Source organism: Bacillota bacterium (genome assembly GCA_013314855.1).
Classification (GTDB): Bacteria; Bacillota; Clostridia; order Acetivibrionales; family DUMC01; genus Ch48.
Genome location: JABUEW010000023.1, coordinates 26687 through 44320, shown reverse-complemented (window position 1 = coordinate 44320; position 17634 = coordinate 26687). Strand labels below are relative to the sequence as shown.

Here is a 17634-nt window from a genome sequence, read left to right as displayed (position 1 = left end):
GGTTATAGTGTTATCCGATGACTTAAACGTATGGTTAAATTTATGTAATATTATTATATAATTGGATAAAATTACTAACGCAGCCACTATTAATGGATAAGAATAAAATTTTCATGCTTCAGCTCTGAATGCATCTAAAAATTATTGCAATCTTTCAATTATATGATAATATTAATATTGGCATAATATTATTATTATAAAATGCTTATTATTCTGAGACAAAGGAGTTGTTATTATTGGGTTTCGGACAGGATATTGGAATTGATCTTGGTACCGCAACTATTCTTGTTTATATAAAGGGAAAAGGAATTGTATTACGGGAACCGTCTGTAGTAGCAATTGATAAAAACACAAATAAAATTCTTGCGGTAGGTGAAGAAGCACGCAGAATGCTTGGACGTACACCGGGGAATATTGTTGCCATAAGGCCTTTAAGGGATGGCGTAATATCCGATTATGACATAACGGAAAAAATGCTTAAGTATTTTCTTAATAAGGTGCTTGGCAACCGTCTTTTTAAATTAATTAAACCGAGATTAATGGTGTGTGTTCCCAGCGGAGTTACTGAAGTTGAAAGGAGAGCAGTTATAGACGCCGCCATCCAAGCAGGAGCAAGAAAAATTTACCTTATTGAAGAACCTATTGCAGCAGCAATAGGTGCGGGTATTGATATATCAAAAGCCTGTGGCAGTATGGTAGTTGACATAGGAGGCGGAACAACAGATATTGCAGTAATATCCCTTGGAGGAATTGTTGTAAGTACCTCAATAAAAATTGCCGGAGACAAATTTGATGAAGCAATAGTCAGGTATATGCGAAAAAAACACAATATAATGATCGGTGAACGTACTGCTGAAGAATTAAAAATTAATATAGGCACTGTTTATCCTAGGGTACAGGAAGTTACCATGGATGTCAGAGGCCGGAACCTGATAACAGGTTTACCCAAAACCATAACCGTAACATCAACAGAAATTATGGAAGCTTTGGAGGAGCCTATTTCAGCTGTCGTTGAAGCTGTACATACCGTACTTGAAAGAACACCCCCGGAATTAGCAGCTGATATCGGTGACAGAGGTATTATAATGACAGGCGGAGGTTGTCTAATCTATGGTTTGGACAAGCTGATACAAAAAGAAACCGGTATTAATGTGATAATTGCAGAAGATGCCGTCTCATGTGTAGCCATTGGTACAGGCAAAGCCCTTGACAGCATAGAAGAAATAGAATTCAGTTATGCATCGGAAGCAAAGATAAAGCGATGACAAGCCAAAAGGGTATCCCTTTGCGGGTTACCCTTTTATAGCTATCCCAAATGGATCTTCTAATCCATTCCATTATAGCTAATTAGTATCCGGGCAGATAGAGCTTGGGGTCAACCGCTACATCTTGTTTTAAAACTTCAAAATGCAAATGGGGTTCCAATGCAATTTCAAAGATTGCAGTATCTCCTACGGAACCTATGCTTTCCCCTTGAGCCACTATTTGATTGGGCAAGACCATATCCAGGGACGCCAGATTACTATACACAGTTTTAAAGCCGTTATCATGGTCAATAACTATTGTATTTCCCAATCTTGGATCATTTTTGATTTCACATACAATTCCACCCGCGGAAGCCTTCACCGCCGTCCCCCTTGCTGCAGCAATATCAATTCCCTTATGTGTCCTCCAGTCTTCCAGAGTTTTAGAATAAACAAGTTTGTCTACAGCAAAGTCGTAAATTATGTTTCCATAAACAGGCATAATAAAATCCGGCTTTTCCACTTCAGCAACCTTATTATTCTCATTGTTCTCATCATTTTTTGCCAGGAATATACTACTTTCCTCTTCTTTAGGTTTTACATCAGTTACATCATTTACATCCTTTACATCTTTTACATCTACATCTTTTACATCCGATTTAGGTTTCTCAGATAAAGTATTATCTACTATTGCAAGTTTTTGTCCATATTCAGCTGTATTTACACCTACATTTGCTTCTTTGCCTATATTTGCCTCGTTAACGCCTCCATTCTCATTAATATCCTCTTCTTCGCCAACGTCCGGTAAATAATCCAAATAATCTTCAAAATCTTCGGGGATGAAATTATCTTCAGTGTTTGTTATAAAATTAAAGAATTTTAAATTTGGTTTTGTAAGCAGTATTGCTGTAACACCAACTACAAATATGCCCAATATTAGGACAAGGTAAAACCCCTTTCTATTTAGAAACTCCAAAATGCCTTTATTTGGTCGTTTTTTATTAGAAAATATATTTTTCATATTCGCAATTTCCACCTCCATATAATATTGTTTCCGTATATGGCAACAATATACATATGGGAGAAAAATATTTTATGACCCTGCCAAAATATTTTCAACATTATCTATTGTATCTAATTCAACTCCAATATAGTAATACTTAATGATTTCCTCCCAGTTTTTGCCGTTTTTTGCTAAATTATTGGCTCCCCACTGGCTCATCCCAACTCCATGCCCATTACCATAAGTTATTATTTCAATCATATCATTTTCGTCTTTATTTAATTCAAAATTTGCAGAACGTAAAGAAAATATTTTCCTAAAGTCTGTCCCTTTCATTTCAATATTTCCTACTTTAATCCTTTTTACCCTTTCCCCTTCTGTATATTCAAGTATTTTTATGTCTCCCAAAATATTATTTTTATTTAGCTTTATGTCAGGATAATTTTCTTTTAACGTGTCGTAAAATTCTGTTGACGATATTTTTGTAACAGTTTTAAAGACAGGACTAGCATCTTCTCCTTCACTTATTACACTTTTTAAATAATCAACAGGTGCTACATCCCATACTTCTTCAGCATTCTCAGTCTTTCCGCCACTGTTGGAATGAAAAACAGGATTGGCTATAACACCCTTATATAATATTATTATTCCTTTCGTCTCTTCCACTGCCTTTTTAATTTTATCCCAGTAAGTATTTGCATAATCAACATCCCACTTTCTTATTGCTTCCTCTTTACTAATCCAGGCCTGACAATGGGTAAAATCCGTACATATATCCGCACCCCTATGCATATCGTCTTTACTTGTGTAAATCCCTTTTAATCTGCCGTAAGCATAAGTCCTTGCAGCAACCGCCTGCGCTTTCAACGCCTCAAAAGCAAATTCCGCAGGCATTTCTGCAGCCACAACGCCTATCACATACTCTTCCAGCTCCATTTCTTTTACTTTATCTTCCGATTCTATGTATACCTTTATTTTAATTTTATCCTTTTCTTCTTCTCTTTGGTCTCCTGCTCCTATCTGGCTTTCTCCTTGTTTTCCCTCCCTATTTTCATTACCTGTTTTGCTTGTCTTTTTCCCTGTAGTGTTGAAACTATAGCTTTTCACAATAAGCATCGGAAGAATTATGATAACTGCTATTATCAAAATTAAAAAGTAACCAATTTTTTTCATTTTAACCCCGGTTATGTTTAGTAGTTAGATATCCCTTTAATTTTTTTGGTTTACACATTAATATATATTCTTCCTATGCCTTTTTATGCAATATATAAGATTATCATTTTTTTACTCAACCCGCGTAATATTTACGCCAAGCCCTCTTAGTTTTTCGTCAATTTTCACATAACCCCTATCTATATGCTCAATATCATGAATTTCAGTCACCCCTTCTGCTGCAAGCCCGGCAATTATCAAAGCTGCTCCTGCCCTTAGATCGGTAGCTTTCACTTGTGTACCCGTTAATTTGTTTTTACCTTCTATTACTGCACTCCTTCCTTCAATCCTTATATTAGCTCCCATTCTTTTTAGTTCGGGAATATGCATAAATCTATTCTCGAATATGGTTTCAACAATCATGCTTGTGCCGTCCGCTTTTGTCATAAGGGAAGTCATTTGTGCCTGCATATCGGTTGGAAAACCGGGATAAGGATGTGTCTTTATATCTACTGCCTTTAGTTTTCCTTCTGATTTTACCCTTATAACTGATAATTCTTCAGAAATTTCTATTCCTACTTCCCTCAGTTTGGCACTGATAGGTTTTAAATGGTCTGCAACAACATTTTCCAATACCACATCACCTCCTGTCATTGCCACAGCAGCCATAAATGTCCCTGCTTCAATTCTATCAGGTATTACTGAATGTTTAACCCCATTTAAACTTTTTACCCCGTTTATTTTTATGGTATCCGTCCCCGCTCCTTTTATGTCGGCACCCATTGATATCAAATATGTAGCTAAATCAACTATTTCAGGCTCAATAGCCGCATTTTCTATAATAGTCTGTCCTTCTGCCAGCACTGCTGCCATTAAAATGTTTTCAGTGGCCCCAACACTCGGAAAGTCAAGGTATATTTTTGCACCTTTAAGTCTTCCATTAGTTTTAGCTTCAATGTATCCATGGCCCTGGTTAATTTCCGCTCCCATAGCAGTAAACCCTTTCAGGTGAAGGTCAACAGGTCTTAAACCTATGGCACATCCGCCGGGAAGAGGTATCTTTGCATAACCAATTCTTGCCAGAAGAGGACCTGTTATTAAAAATGAGGCTCTCATTTTATTTACCAGTTCATAGGGTGCTATTCCATTAATATTATTACCGGGCGACACAGTTAGCACATTATTTTTTCCGGATATCTCTATCTCCGCCCCTAAAAACTTCAAAAGGTTACACATGGTCTTTACATCATTCAAGGATGGTACTTCCTTGATAACACTCTGCTTTTCGGTAAGGAGAGATGCTGCAATTATCGGAAGAGCAGAGTTTTTTGCACCGCTTATTTTAATTTTTCCTTTTAACTCAGTCGCTTCATGTATCATAAATTTTGCCATTATCTTTACCTCTCATAACGTCTCATACTTTAATCTCTCATACCCAAATTACTTAATAATAACAGGAATACCAATCCATACAAAAGTCTTTTTTTCATATGAGCTATACCTAAAATTTATATGGATATTGGTCCTGTTACCATTAACTTCAATAAAACTGCCGATAGCAGGAGAATAAGCAGATACATTGATTAAATTCTTCTCGGCAAATCCCCCTACCTTTCTTGCTTCTACTGTACTAAACACATTTTTACATACCTCATTCATACCCTTATTGTCCAACTTGCCCTCAAAGCAGCCTATTATTGTACAGTTAACCTCAGGCTTTATTTTGTAACGTGTAAAAACAGCTTCAACATGTTTTCGAATATCTTGAAGCCTGCTGTAAGGGCAACTTTCAGTTTCAGTTATAGAAAGATTAACAATTCCTTCTGTGTATTTATTTTGCGCTAAGTTCTCCCCCTGCCCTTTTATTAATTCAATACAAATATTTACAATTTCTTTATATTCTGTTTCTCCATTTATTTCCAGTTTTTGCATAAAGTCATTTTCAACAATATCCAAATCACTTTCGAAATTCTTATCAAGCCCTAAACTATTAGTTAAATCCTCCATTAGTCTATTCAAATACTCTTCATTTTGACACTCCTTATTAAGTTTTGCCTGGAAATTCATTTCGCTGTTAACAAATTTGGCGCCGGAGTTTTTAAATAATTCAAGCAGCATTGTTTCAGGCAAACATAAATCATTATGCATTTTAAAATAGTATATTGTAAATACTAATGTAGTAATAATCAGGCTTAAGATAAAAATAAAAAAAGCCTTTTTCATGCATATCCCCCTTAAAGTGCATGTTGATTTTACGCTTGATAAAAACTTAAGCGTACAGTAATGATTATTGCCTTTAAAATAGGGTCATATACATTGAAAAAATTTAATATGCAGGCTGTGTATGCCTTTTAAAGCATGAATGAGAAAAGATTTGTTATTTTAATCCAGCTTACTAGCAAAATTTTTTATAATAAATAATAGTAATCACTAAATCTAATTCAATTCCCCGGCAGCCTCAAGCACCTTCTCAAGAATTCCCATAAACTCGCCTCTCATTATAACGCTGTCCGGTTCTAACATGTCGCTGATTCTGTATGACATAAACCCGTTTTCGATTGCAAATTTTACTTTATCAAGAAAATGTGGTGAAATTTTGTCCATATCTTTAAAAGGATATGGTCCATTTTCTCGTGGTTTCGCCTTTTCTCCCGTTTTTAGCTCATAAAGCCGGGCTGCCATAAACAAGGCTTTCTCCCTGGTGCAGCCTTTCTCGGGCATATCCAGGTCTGTTTTACTAATAATTCCCGCCCTTAAAGCAGCATTAAGGAAATTATTCCCATAATCGTAGTCCATTACATCCAATATAAACTTAACTGCATCTGCTACTGAAAGATCTTTACCTATATAAAAAAGGTTTCCTTTTATGCTTTTCAATTCATGGGCTGAAGCCACATTATTAATGGCTGTCCTGTATCTGCTTGCACTTATGTCGTCATATTTGTCTTTTGTATAGTCCCCCACAGCCATGCCACCGGTAACAGGCATGTCAAATATAAGGCGGCCTTTGTCCAAATCTGTATCAAATTCTGATATGGTATCGGTTTTTTCCCATCCGGGTAAAACCATATCATAGATTAACCCTGTAGTAACCCCGGGAATATTCCATTCCTGTCCGGAATAAGAATATATAATCTGTAAGGGATTACCCAACCTGTAGATGGGGTTAAACAGTTGTCCATTCCTGATCCGTATTTTAAGTCCTGTAACATCTGTTTTAAGTTTAATACCTCCTAGTTTGCTTTCAGGAATTGCACCATTTATTTCATCCTTTAATGTAATTGTTATTTCATAATTAGAATTGTAAAATTGTTTTATATTTGTTCCTGCAAAAACTCCAGGCCTCATAACTATCTGGTTTACTGGATTTAGTATTATTAGGTTTTCTTTTAATTGATACATTGCATCAAAAACTCTGCCAGAAATTGATATAACTATGTGTTTTGTCCCGTAAGGAGTATCTGTAACATCTAGTATATAATCAACTACATTATCATTCATCATGTTTTCTATGAACATATCTGCATTAATTCCTTCAATCCTTATATTCCAGGTATTATCCTTTATAATATATTCTTTTACAATGTAGTCTCCTTTTATTACGTCTTCTGCGTACTCATCAGAGTCGTAATCCAAAAGACTCCTCCTGGTCCTGCATACAACACTTTGAGTAGGAAGGGACCTTAAGTCTTTCTCAGGGTCGTAGGCATATAGCCTTGCATAGTACCTGTAATTTGACCTTAAACCTTCCACAGTAAATTCAGATACCTTACCGGCTTTATACTCTATGGAACCGTTATAATCTATATCACCCGCTATTTCAATAATATACTCAATTCCATCCTCCATAATCCATTCATATGTAATACTATCTTTTGTTACTGCATCTTTGGTATTCTTTACACCAAAGCCGCGTGGTGTTTCAGGAGGTATATACGGTAATGTTTTAACAACAAGAGAATCGCTCCAGTCAGAAGGCACCTTCTGCCCATCAGCTCCTACAGCTACAGCCTGTATCCAGAAATAGTACACCTTTTCCTGTTCAAGACCTTTTATTCTATAATAGGCAGCATAAAACAAGTCTTCCGGTTTTACTTCTGCAGAACCTTTCGCAGAATTAATATTATCCTCTGTGCCATATTTTATATTATAATAATACCCTGCCCTAAAATCCCATCCCAGGTCAACAAAATTGTCGCCGGCATGATAGTAGTTAAACGATGGGACTGTAGGCTTTTCTACAGGTACAACAAGTTCCGGGGTTGTAGTAATAATTATGGGGTCGGAAGGTCCTGAAACAAGGGCGTATGCTGTCCTTACGGCCCTGACCCATACAATATAGGATGTATTTGGTTTAAGATCAGTCAAAATAATGTCAATATTATGCTTCTTCTTATCGGGGTTTAGTAGTGGGTCTTCATAAGGATCATTGGGGGCAGCAGGAAAACCCTTAACCTTATCTGCCGGTATCTTCGCAATATCACTGTAAGACATTCCTTCCTTGTGTTCCACACATCCTACATCCAAAGAAATTCCACTGTCATACTGGACTATACGGTAATCATTGCTGCCGGTACCTTTCTCCAGCTGGTCAATTATTTCTTCTCCCAATTCCTCAGGTGCCCTGTACTCCCATTTCCCGGTGCTGTGATTATATTCTTCATACCATTTATCCTTAAGCTGTATTACGGCTGTAGTTTCCGTAATCATATATTTGTCCGGTTGTCCCGGATGTTTTTTAAGTTTCAGCGGAGGCCTGCCGGGAACAAGAGGGAGGTAGGCAATGTCTTCAGGCGGTGTTATTATAACCTTAACCACCGGTTCCGAGCTTAATGTTATTTCTTCCAACCGTTCTCCTTCGTAATCAATAAAAGATTTTTTAGCAGTAATTTTAAAGTAATATATTGTATTTGGAGTAAGGTTAGAAATATTGTATTTATATCCTACCAGTTTACTTCCGTCCATAACCTTGTTTGCGTCAGTCATTTTTATTGATGAAGCAATTTTTGTGCTCTCAGGAGGAGAATCTATCATATTGGGATCACTAATAAGCCATATATCGTAGCTTATATCAATATCTACCGTCCCCTTTCCTGTCTCGGGAACTCTCCAAAGTATGGTTGCCAAATCAGGCTTTAACTCTTCAATATAACTTATTATAGTTCTCCCATCCCTGTCCTCAAACTTATCTACCAATAAGGGGGCAGCAGGAATGTAGGGAACTTCCGTCTCCCGTATAATAATTTTGTCCGATTCAATTTTTATTCCAGGGTAAACATCTATTCCCTGCCTGGTAACAAAAGCCCTGATTATAAAATAATAGTTATTTTCATCTTCAGGTAAAAGAGTAGTAATAAAAATGGTATCATCCACTGCAGCTACATATTGTGGAATATCATTAGAATCAAGAACTCCCCTATATATATGGTAGGTTATTTTAACATCTCCTGTATTCAGCCCTGTAACAACCGGACTCCACTCTATTTTCCATATTGTTCCAGTTTCAGTAGATGCCATCTTTGTCGTTTTGGCAAGGATAAAACTGCTTACCGCTACCACATTACTCTCTTTAGAATGTTTGAGTTCAGTGTCGGTTATATCTGGCATTATCTTTATATAATAGACTCTTCCAGGGTCTCTCACAGTATAAATATATTCCAATTTTCCGGTATTTTCGTTTACGCTTACTGGTCTACCAGGACCAATATCAAACTGCCTTATATATATTGGAGGTGTATTGGTAAAACTCCTGTCTTCAGAAATATACAATTTATAGTCTATTCGCCGCCCGGATTCCCATACATCGTCCCAAATAATTTTGATTTGCCTTATACCATATGAATAAGCTTCCAATTGGATATCGGTAAGAAATTTGACCATGTTCGAAGGGACTGATTCGGGGCTTTTAAGGGAGGTTTCATTTTGCACATATGTGTACCAAGCTGTAGCATAGGTATAATATACGGTTCCCGAGGAAAGGCCCTTCATCCTCAAGGTAGTGGCAGACCCAGGATTTGCCGGTATATTTGCTTCTTTGAGTACAATGGGTATAGTAGGCTTATAAGGTTTAGCAACCTCCTGGAGGTAAAAGTTCATATATTTGCTCTGTGCGATATTTGGTTCAGGATTCTTTAAAGGGTCCCATTTAAGATCTGCATAATACCCGTCAAACTCATTATAACCTATAGGAGGCTGAACATCCGGCGGAGTATTGTATATAGCTTCAACCCTTAATTTTTCAGGTGCGGGCTGCATGGGTATGGTTTGAGCAAAAACAGTACTATAGCGCAGAAACTGGGAAAAAGGCAGCAGAATAACACTTGCAGCCAATAATGCAGCTAAAAGTCCTCGCAGATTCCTGTTGCCTATTATTCTTATTATTTTTATCCCAACTATTCTTACCATTTTTATTATTTTTGTTGTGTTCATTGTATTAGAAGGAATTAAGGATTTCATCATAACAAGTACCCCTCTTATTTTAAGCATCTAATTATTAATAATCTTATCCATGGCTGCAAGCATTTCTCCACGGGTTATGTGTTTTCCAGGTCCAAAACACCTTCTGTCGTCAAGTTTCATGATACCATTTTCAACAAGAATTACTACTGCTTTATAGTATTTATCATTTATATCTCCTTCATCCTCTATAAAAACGTAATTCACCGGTCTTAACCGGTCATAATCTACCCCGGCTTTTACAGAGTACATTTTCATTATTAACCCGGCGGTTTCCTGCCTTGTTATATCCCTGGCAGGAGCACCGGCATTTATTATGCCTTCTAAGCCCAACCTTTTCACCTTTTCTTTTATGTCCAACGCGGTACCTTCTCCTGTCCTCCCCATTACCAACTCATACAGTAGCACAGCTTCTTTTACGGATACGCTTCGTTCAGGGTAAAAGTATCCGCCAGACAAATTAAATATTCCTGCTACATCATACTTTGATATAAAGTCCAGGATATGGCCTTTATCAGGATAGTCTCCAGGGATATCTTTATATTCCTGTTTTTCTCCAAGCAAAACATATTCCCCCGGAGCTACGACGTTAAAGGCTACAAACGTTTCATAATGGTTTACATTTTGTGACACTTTTGACCATTTTTCATTACCCATATATTTCACATAGGGCACATTTAACCCCTGCGAGTTATAATCTACAGGAAGTTTTATACTTAAAGAGCTTCCAAAGGAATTTATGTTTGTTTCTGCATTTTTAACTTTCATCCATTGTAAAGTGTTTTGTATAAACAAAGACAATTCTTTTTCCATTTGCCTTATCAACCCCTCCATATATTCCTCAATTTTATCATCAGATATAGCCCGGCCGTAATAATCTACAATAAATGTTGTTTTTTCCTTAACCAGGCCCGTTTCAGAATTATACAACCTATTTTCAATCATATTTTTAAGTTCGTCATAAGTCTTTGATGTCCCAAAGGCCTTTATCCCAAATTCTACAACAGGGGATACAGGCTTAGTATTTGAAGGCAGGCCGGCTATGGGACCGTTTTTTAGTGCGATTTTCAGCTCAATAAAAGTCTCCTTTACTCCCTGGTTATCTTTAAGCTTTTTGACTTCCATAGTTTCCAGGACATATAAAGTTCCCGGTCTGAAACTGCAACTAATTCCCGCAATATTTATTTTAAGCTCTTTATTCTCCTGTTTCAGCACATTGACTACATTTTCGGGGACATACATTATATTGGTATTTACACCATAAGGCATGTCCCCTAAGTCCAGTAAAACAGAAGAATCTCTGCTATTGGCAATATAATTGGCAATTCTGTCTCCTTTCAACAAAACTACATACTCGGAACTATTCCACGTGTTAATCTCCCAATATAAGGCGTTCTCGAATTCTTCTATTTTATCTTCGAAAACAGCCCTTCTCTTTTCTTCTTCTTCCTTCCTGTCATAATCTCCCTGGCTAAATTCCGTACGTAAAAACACAGGCCCTATATACTTTGAATATGCCACCAGGGTATTATCTAACGGGTCGACCTTTAAAGCCCTTACCTTAACATAATATTTAGTATTTGGCTCAAGTGGGGACTGTATTACCTGCCCGTTAGAAGATGTACGGGGTATGGACTTTATTCTTGCATAATAGAAGCTTTTATCAGTTCCGGTTGTTTGGGAGGTTTTTTCAACATAATAGGGTAGGGTGCGTTCGTACCTATCTTTAAAATGCTCAAGCCCAGCATCATTGACTGTAATATAATCTTCATCATCCTCTGTTCTTACCGCAATTTCATACTCATACCCTTCCGTCCCTCTCCATTTTACTTCAATCTCATAACAGGCCTGCCTTGTGTATATGTTTTCCTTCTCATATGTGAGGATGGAGTTATTTTCACCTCTATAAACCTTTATACTATACGCTGAATCAGGCTCAAGATTTCTTATCCTTGCATAAAACACCATACCATCCTTTATCAATATAATGTCGGATTTATTTACCTGTTTATAGTCATTATCTTTCGGCCCTTTTAAATAGATTTTATAATCTTCTGCCTTTATGTTGCTGTTATATTCATACCAGAAAAACCCTATTTCAGAGTCATATATTGGTTCAAGTAAATCAGGCATTTCAATAATGGCGGTTGTTACCGGTATAGACACCCATACACTTTCTTTTCCCTCTATTTGCGCTTTAATGCTGAAATAATAGAGGCTATTGGGGAAAAGCCACTCATCAATGGTAAGTTTATATGTTTTTGTTATATTGTCATATTCAAACACACCCTCCTTTAAATCTTTTTCGGGATTTAAAGTATATGTGTTTTTATCCCCATCACTGTCCTTATTTCCAAAATGGGCAATGAAACTCCTATAAACCGGGTCATTTTCATATGCCGATGAGTCTGCATCCGGCTCAACCCTTTCCGAAGTGCATATCAGCCTGTATGATACTCCCTGTTCTAATAAAGTCCAGCTGAAGGTTACTCTTGACCCTGAAACTTCAGGATTTCCTTCCTTATCCAAGGCAATGCTAAAGTCAGAAGGAGCCAGCGGTCTTCTGGCAGTCTCATCCGGTTCACTTATGTCAGTTCTCGGAGTAGTTACTGCCAATACAGGCGTAGGTGAAGATTCCCTGTCCCGCGGTTGTCCCTCAATAGCTAATCTCGTTCTTAAAACAAAATAATATACTGTATTAGGCCTTAAACCTGCCCCAAATACTTCATAAGGGTCAATATAGTCACTGTCATTATCCGGAATATATTTATTAACATCTTTTCTGAAACTGCTTACAGTTGCCCTGATATAACTGCTTCCTGGGTCATCTATCCCTCTAAATATTACATCCCTATCGAGGTACTGCGTAGTCCCAATACATATAAAGGAATCGGCTTCTGTCCTCGTACTCATGTATAAATCATAATATACTGCCTTTTCCGTATCGGAATTATCAGTGTATAGGTTCCAATCAATATTTACCTTATCAAATTGAAGCTCAATTACATTTTGTTTTGTATCTTTGTCTATTTCATTTTTGTTAACCTTTACATTTGCAGGTGAAGGTACATCCCTTTCTATTCCCGAAAGAGTAGTAAAGCTTTTAACCAGTGACTTGTCCGATGTTTTTGAAGGTTCTTGAGCCCCAGCATCAACAGCTCTTGTGGTATACATTTGTATATAGTAAACCCTGTTTGGTAGAAGAAAATGGGGATAATTGTCAGGATTGTCTATTAACTCATCAGCTACTCCATCATCACCTTCACCTCTAAAAAGCTCAAATCCTTTAATAGTATAGGAAAGCCTGCTCCCAATTTCTTTAATGTTGGGCGATTTTGCGCTTATATACTTCACAAGCCGGTATTTCACACGATAGCTTCCCCAGTTAATACCATCAGCATAAAGTTCTACATCCTTGTCCAGGTCAGTCTGATTGGTGCTTAACATTATATGGAAATATAAGTCATCTTTTATTAATTCCCAGTCTTCAGGCTTATCCCAACATATAGTTACATCTGTAGACTTGACAAGTACCTCCTCCCCCGTTACGGGATAAATAACCATTCCAGGAGAATATAATCTTTCTATTATACTTATATTGACAGGTACAGGCGGCCTGCTTTTGTCTTTAACCAACGTATAGGGCATTTTGGAAGATTCAAGCCTGTCATCTACATTATCGGATTTCACAACAATTTTATAGAAAAATTCATTATCCGGGTTTACACCCGATATCACAGTAACAGCAATACCTCCACTGAAATATGTATCGTCAATTCTCCTTTTCACCACCCAATCGCCCGATACCGTGGGATCATCAATTGACTGTACTTCATAATAGAGCCTAGGTAAATCAAGGCTTCCTTGATTTATTCTGTAAATTTTAATGTAGATATTATTCATGTCGTCCTTTGTAATTTGAAACCTTGTAGGGGTAAACACGTATGAAACAGGCCCTAAAAGAGGGCTTCCGTTCATTGCCTCCGGAGCTCCCACAGTAACAACTCTAACAGGAGAGTTATTGCTGTCCTGGAACACAGGTTTTATATTCATATAGTACACAGTTCCGGGCAAAATTCCTGCATGGGGCAGTTGGTATTCAAGGGGTTGGGGTAGCTCGGCTTCATTATCCTTTCTTCCAATCAGGTCAAAATTCATAAATCCGTTTGCATCCATGCAGCGGACTTTTGACTTCAACAACTCATTTCCGGATACATAAGCCAAATATTCTTCATTATCACAGTCATAATCAATAATTACCGCAGCCTGCAAGGAGCTGCCATCTAACTTTGATGAATCAGTAGAAATGTTTATCCTGTAATTCAGTTTACTTATTTCTCTTCCGTCATTGTAGACGTTCTCTATCTGTTCCTCCATATATGAAAGGGCATTATGGGAAAAATCAAACTTATCCCCATCCCAAACCTTGGGCACTGCCCATTTAAGGTTCACACCGGGATCTATGCCAATTTCCCGGCCTCCCCCCTCAATATCCCTGTAAGTTTGGTTAAGAATCTTTGCCTGAAAAGTTATGCCAGGAAGAAAATATAAAAATCCCCTCCCTATTTCAATTCCCATGTTATTGTACACTATTAAGTCAATATCGTAAATTACATCATTAATAAGTCCCGTAATTTCAGCCTCATTACTTACATGTGGCAATACAAAAGTTTCAAGCTTATCCGGGTTTAAAGAAAGAGGAGAATGGTAGGAAATCCTAACCGTCTCAGCTTGAGGCAAAGCATCCCACTTGATATTCAGGGTGCCGTCCTTGTAATTTTCCACATAAATATTTATTGACATAGATGCTGCAAAAATACCTTCCGGTAAAGGAAAATAAAATGCAAATATAAAGCTAATAACCAGCACGAAAACCAGCGTTTTATTAAGCGCCTTCATCGCCAACCCCCAATATAAAGTTTACAGTTTATAGCCATAAAGTCTAAGTAGTATGGGCATGATAATCCTTTATAAAATAGTTATCGGAATTTTCTTAGTAGAATTTATAGCTTATACCAAACCCGTCAATTTTCTTTTATTAATCTCACGGGAGGGAATTAAACTGTATCTTTTACAATCATACACTAAGCCAGTATTACCTCAACTCCCCTGTCCCTTATTTCCCTAATTTCGTCCTCATTGGCGTTCTGGTTTGTTACAAGCATATCCACGTTTTCCAAAGGAGATATTAGTGCAAAGCTGGTCCTTCCAACCTTTGTATAATCAGCAACCACTATGGTTTTTTTAGCCCGGGCTATCATCTGCCTATTAATCTCCGATTCAAGGTATTGGTAAGTAGAAATACCATCTTCAGAATTTATCCCATCAACAGAAAGTATGAGTTTATCTGCCTTGTACCGATTAAGCTGATTTATAACATCATCACCATACGTGAACTGGTCCCGGAGGTTTAAAATCCCCCCGAGAAGTATTACATTAAAATCCTTCAAGTGAGTGGATTCTTGGGAATAGTAAATGGCATTAGTTACAATTGTAAGGTTCTTCACATCTTTTAGTTCTTGCAAAACATAAAGCGTAGTAGTGCCCGAACTAATCATCAGGGTATCGTCATCTGAAATCATGGAAGCAACTGCAGCAGCGATTTTTTTCTTTTCTTCCGCATTGGCCTTCATTCTGTCTGAAACAGACATCCTGTAGTAAGACCTGTAATTGCTTATCGCACCGCCATGGACCCGTTCCAGCAGTCCCATGCTTTCAAGCCTGGTCAGGTCATTCCTTATTGTAACCTCTGAAATTCCAAATAACTTACTTAATTGGTTTACTTTAACTTTACCTTGCTGGGTAAGTATTTCCAGTATTTTGTTTCTTCGTTCTTCAGTGCCGTATTCCACCAATTTCCCCTCATCTAATTTTTTCTCATCCATAAACATTTACCTCGCATAATTAATAATAAAGTTTATATGCATTGTTTATTATTTCGTTTTGCTTTCGTTATTATTTTATTAAGTTTTGTTTTGCTTGTCAAACCCTATAATAAAGGATCCAACAATTATATTTACAATTGTATCCAGATTATGTTATAATATAATATAGAAATTATGTTAATATTTAGTATTATTGCTATATTATTATAATTATTATGTTTTATTAAGGTATAGTTGTTTGTGGGTAATTACATGAGGTTATATATAAGGTTAATAGAAACTGTCCTGTTACTTGGCCTTGCTCTTTTGAGCGACATAAAAACATATAAAATAAAAAATGCCGTCACTCTGCCATTTATATTTATGGGAACCGTTACAAACATATATCTGAATGGAATTAACGGCCTTTTTACCTCTATCATGGGGATATTAATACCCATAATATTCCTTACTCCTTTATATGCCTTGAGAATGTTAGGAGCCGGAGATATAAAACTCTTCTCCGCCATAGGTGCCGTAATGGGCAATAGGTTTATTTTATACAGTATGGCATTTTCATTCCTGGAAGGAGGTGTGATTGCACTGTTCCTAATGCTGTCAAGGAAAAACTTCAAACAACGTTTTGTATACTTTTTTCAGTACTTGAAACACTGTTTCTTAACCCTTTCATTTCAGCCATACATAAGTTTTGAAAATAAAGATGACATAAACGGGTTTCCATTTGCTCTTGCAGTTGTTTGTGGTTCAATTACTGCTTATTTAACGAACTATTAAAATATGCACATTTTAAAGAAACCAATTATATGGGCTATTTCATATACTTCACCCAAATCTAGTACAACTGAAGTTATATTTTCCATTTCATCTGCATCTATTACAAACTCATTCTTGTAACTAACCGTCCCCCAGTAATCTTCCATTCCAGGCCACTGGGTCCATGATTTATACATAAAGCTTCCATCAACTTTATGTTCATCAATTCTTATGTCCCATTCATTATCCGGTTTTAATTCTTTTATCCGCCTCATTGTTTCCCTTCGAACGATGTTGGAAGTCTCTATATTAGGTGGCCGTGATGTATCAATACAAAGTATTGCACTTTCTCTTCTTTGGAGAAGTAAGGGAATTCTTGCCTCACTCGCTACAGTTTCCCCATGCACTACAATTTCCTCACATTTTCCATTCCATGCGTCCCACTTCTCAACTCTCCCTATTACGTTTGTCTTTAATTCACCCTTTATACTTTCCTCCCCTTCATTTACCAATAGATAAAAATGCACCCCACCTTTGACCACATGGCTAACCCTTAAATCGTCATTTGAAGGAATTAAAACAACGTCACGTTTAATAAATCTGTCCAGGAGTTCTACCAGTTTAGTAAGGGATAAATTTGATTTTACCATTGTCAAAACCCAATTTCCTTATACTATCAGGGTTTATTTCTCTTTCAGATATCTTTATAACAGCCTGTGCCGATACCAAACTCTCTCCCTTTTCAAGTTTCACATTAATTTCTGTCTCACCTTTACATGGATATTCAATCATTTTTAACCCACGGCTTGCATATTCAGGGTTGCCTTCCACCACCTTTCCATGGGCAGACCCCGAGGGATACATGGCCTCATCGTATAAAAATACCGTCATCTTCAATCTTGATGCTTCTTCAACAGCAGTTTCAACATACTCCATGTATGTATCCGACAGATATTCAATAGCCTCAGGAATCCCTATCCTTGGATGTATTACAAATCCATCAACCCCTTTTTCTTTGAAGCCATTAATTTGCCGTATTATTTCATCCTTATCAAGGCAGTCATTCCAAAACCAAAAGGGAATTGGAGTAAACTCGGAAGCCGGATTAAGAAAATCTTCTTTAAGCTTATTTAGCATCGCC

11 protein-coding genes are annotated in these 17634 nt (G+C 37.0%); 2 read left to right on the top strand and 9 right to left on the bottom strand.

What is annotated here, in order from left to right:
• Positions 1-236 precede the first annotated feature (236 nt).
• Entirely contained in the window at positions 237-1265 is a 1029-nt protein-coding gene (locus HPY74_05860) for a rod shape-determining protein (GenBank protein NSW90194.1), read from the top strand.
• Between the two features lie 82 nt (positions 1266-1347).
• Here HPY74_05860 and HPY74_05855 read toward each other — a convergent pair whose 3' ends face one another.
• From HPY74_05855 to HPY74_05825, 7 genes are all read right to left on the bottom strand, one after another.
• Entirely contained in the window at positions 1348-2265 is a 918-nt protein-coding gene (locus HPY74_05855) for a M23 family metallopeptidase (protein NSW90193.1), read from the bottom strand.
• 72 nt (positions 2266-2337) lie between these two features.
• A complete protein-coding gene (gene spoIID / locus HPY74_05850) occupies positions 2338-3420 on the bottom strand; it encodes a stage II sporulation protein D (GenBank protein ID NSW90192.1) in 1083 nt (360 codons plus the stop codon).
• Between the two features lie 111 nt (positions 3421-3531).
• Entirely contained in the window at positions 3532-4791 is a 1260-nt protein-coding gene (murA, locus tag HPY74_05845) for a UDP-N-acetylglucosamine 1-carboxyvinyltransferase (protein ID NSW90191.1), read from the bottom strand.
• Positions 4792-4839: 48 nt separating this feature from the next.
• The gene (locus HPY74_05840; protein ID NSW90190.1) at positions 4840-5622 is read right to left on the bottom strand and encodes a YwmB family TATA-box binding protein; all 783 of its coding nucleotides are present in this window, start codon (positions 5620-5622) and stop codon (positions 4840-4842) included.
• Between the two features lie 213 nt (positions 5623-5835).
• On the bottom strand, positions 5836-9804 hold the full coding sequence (locus HPY74_05835) for a fibronectin type III domain-containing protein (protein NSW90189.1): 3969 nt from the start codon (positions 9802-9804) through the stop codon (positions 5836-5838).
• Positions 9805-9885: 81 nt separating this feature from the next.
• Positions 9886-14754 carry an S-layer homology domain-containing protein gene (locus tag HPY74_05830; protein NSW90188.1) on the bottom strand — a complete coding sequence of 1623 codons (4869 nt, stop codon included), beginning with the start codon at positions 14752-14754 and terminating at the stop codon, positions 9886-9888.
• A gap of 185 nt (positions 14755-14939) precedes the next feature.
• Positions 14940-15740 carry a DeoR/GlpR transcriptional regulator gene (locus HPY74_05825; protein ID NSW90187.1) on the bottom strand — a complete coding sequence of 267 codons (801 nt, stop codon included), beginning with the start codon at positions 15738-15740 and terminating at the stop codon, positions 14940-14942.
• A gap of 252 nt (positions 15741-15992) precedes the next feature.
• Between HPY74_05825 and HPY74_05820 the strand changes: the two genes are divergently transcribed.
• Positions 15993-16514: a prepilin peptidase gene (locus HPY74_05820; GenBank protein NSW90186.1), complete on the top strand. Its 522-nt coding sequence runs from the start codon at positions 15993-15995 to the stop codon at positions 16512-16514.
• Here HPY74_05820 and HPY74_05815 read toward each other — a convergent pair.
• Positions 16511-17149: a hypothetical protein gene (locus tag HPY74_05815; protein ID NSW90185.1), complete on the bottom strand. Its 639-nt coding sequence runs from the start codon at positions 17147-17149 to the stop codon at positions 16511-16513. The two genes, HPY74_05820 and HPY74_05815, sit on opposite strands and share 4 nt — an antisense overlap.
• Positions 17115-17630: a hypothetical protein gene (locus tag HPY74_05810; protein NSW90184.1), complete on the bottom strand. Its 516-nt coding sequence runs from the start codon at positions 17628-17630 to the stop codon at positions 17115-17117. The genes HPY74_05815 and HPY74_05810 overlap by 35 nt, the downstream gene beginning before the upstream one ends.
• Positions 17631-17634 lie beyond the last annotated feature (4 nt).

Excerpts from the sequence above, each read along its gene's own strand:
- HPY74_05810 (NSW90184.1), bottom strand. The coding sequence starts at position 17,630 with ATGCTAAATAAGCTTAAAGAAGATTTTCTTAATCCGGCTTCCGAGTTT.
- HPY74_05820 (NSW90186.1), top strand. The coding sequence starts at position 15,993 with ATGAGGTTATATATAAGGTTAATAGAAACTGTCCTGTTACTTGGCCTT.
- HPY74_05835 (NSW90189.1), bottom strand. The coding sequence starts at position 9,804 with ATGGTAAGAATAGTTGGGATAAAAATAATAAGAATAATAGGCAACAGG.
- HPY74_05855 (NSW90193.1), bottom strand. The coding sequence starts at position 2,265 with ATGAAAAATATATTTTCTAATAAAAAACGACCAAATAAAGGCATTTTG.
- murA (NSW90191.1), bottom strand. The coding sequence starts at position 4,791 with ATGGCAAAATTTATGATACATGAAGCGACTGAGTTAAAAGGAAAAATT.
- spoIID (NSW90192.1), bottom strand. The coding sequence starts at position 3,420 with ATGAAAAAAATTGGTTACTTTTTAATTTTGATAATAGCAGTTATCATA.
- HPY74_05825 (NSW90187.1), bottom strand. The coding sequence starts at position 15,740 with ATGGATGAGAAAAAATTAGATGAGGGGAAATTGGTGGAATACGGCACT.
- HPY74_05830 (NSW90188.1), bottom strand. The coding sequence starts at position 14,754 with ATGAAGGCGCTTAATAAAACGCTGGTTTTCGTGCTGGTTATTAGCTTT.
- HPY74_05840 (NSW90190.1), bottom strand. The coding sequence starts at position 5,622 with ATGAAAAAGGCTTTTTTTATTTTTATCTTAAGCCTGATTATTACTACA.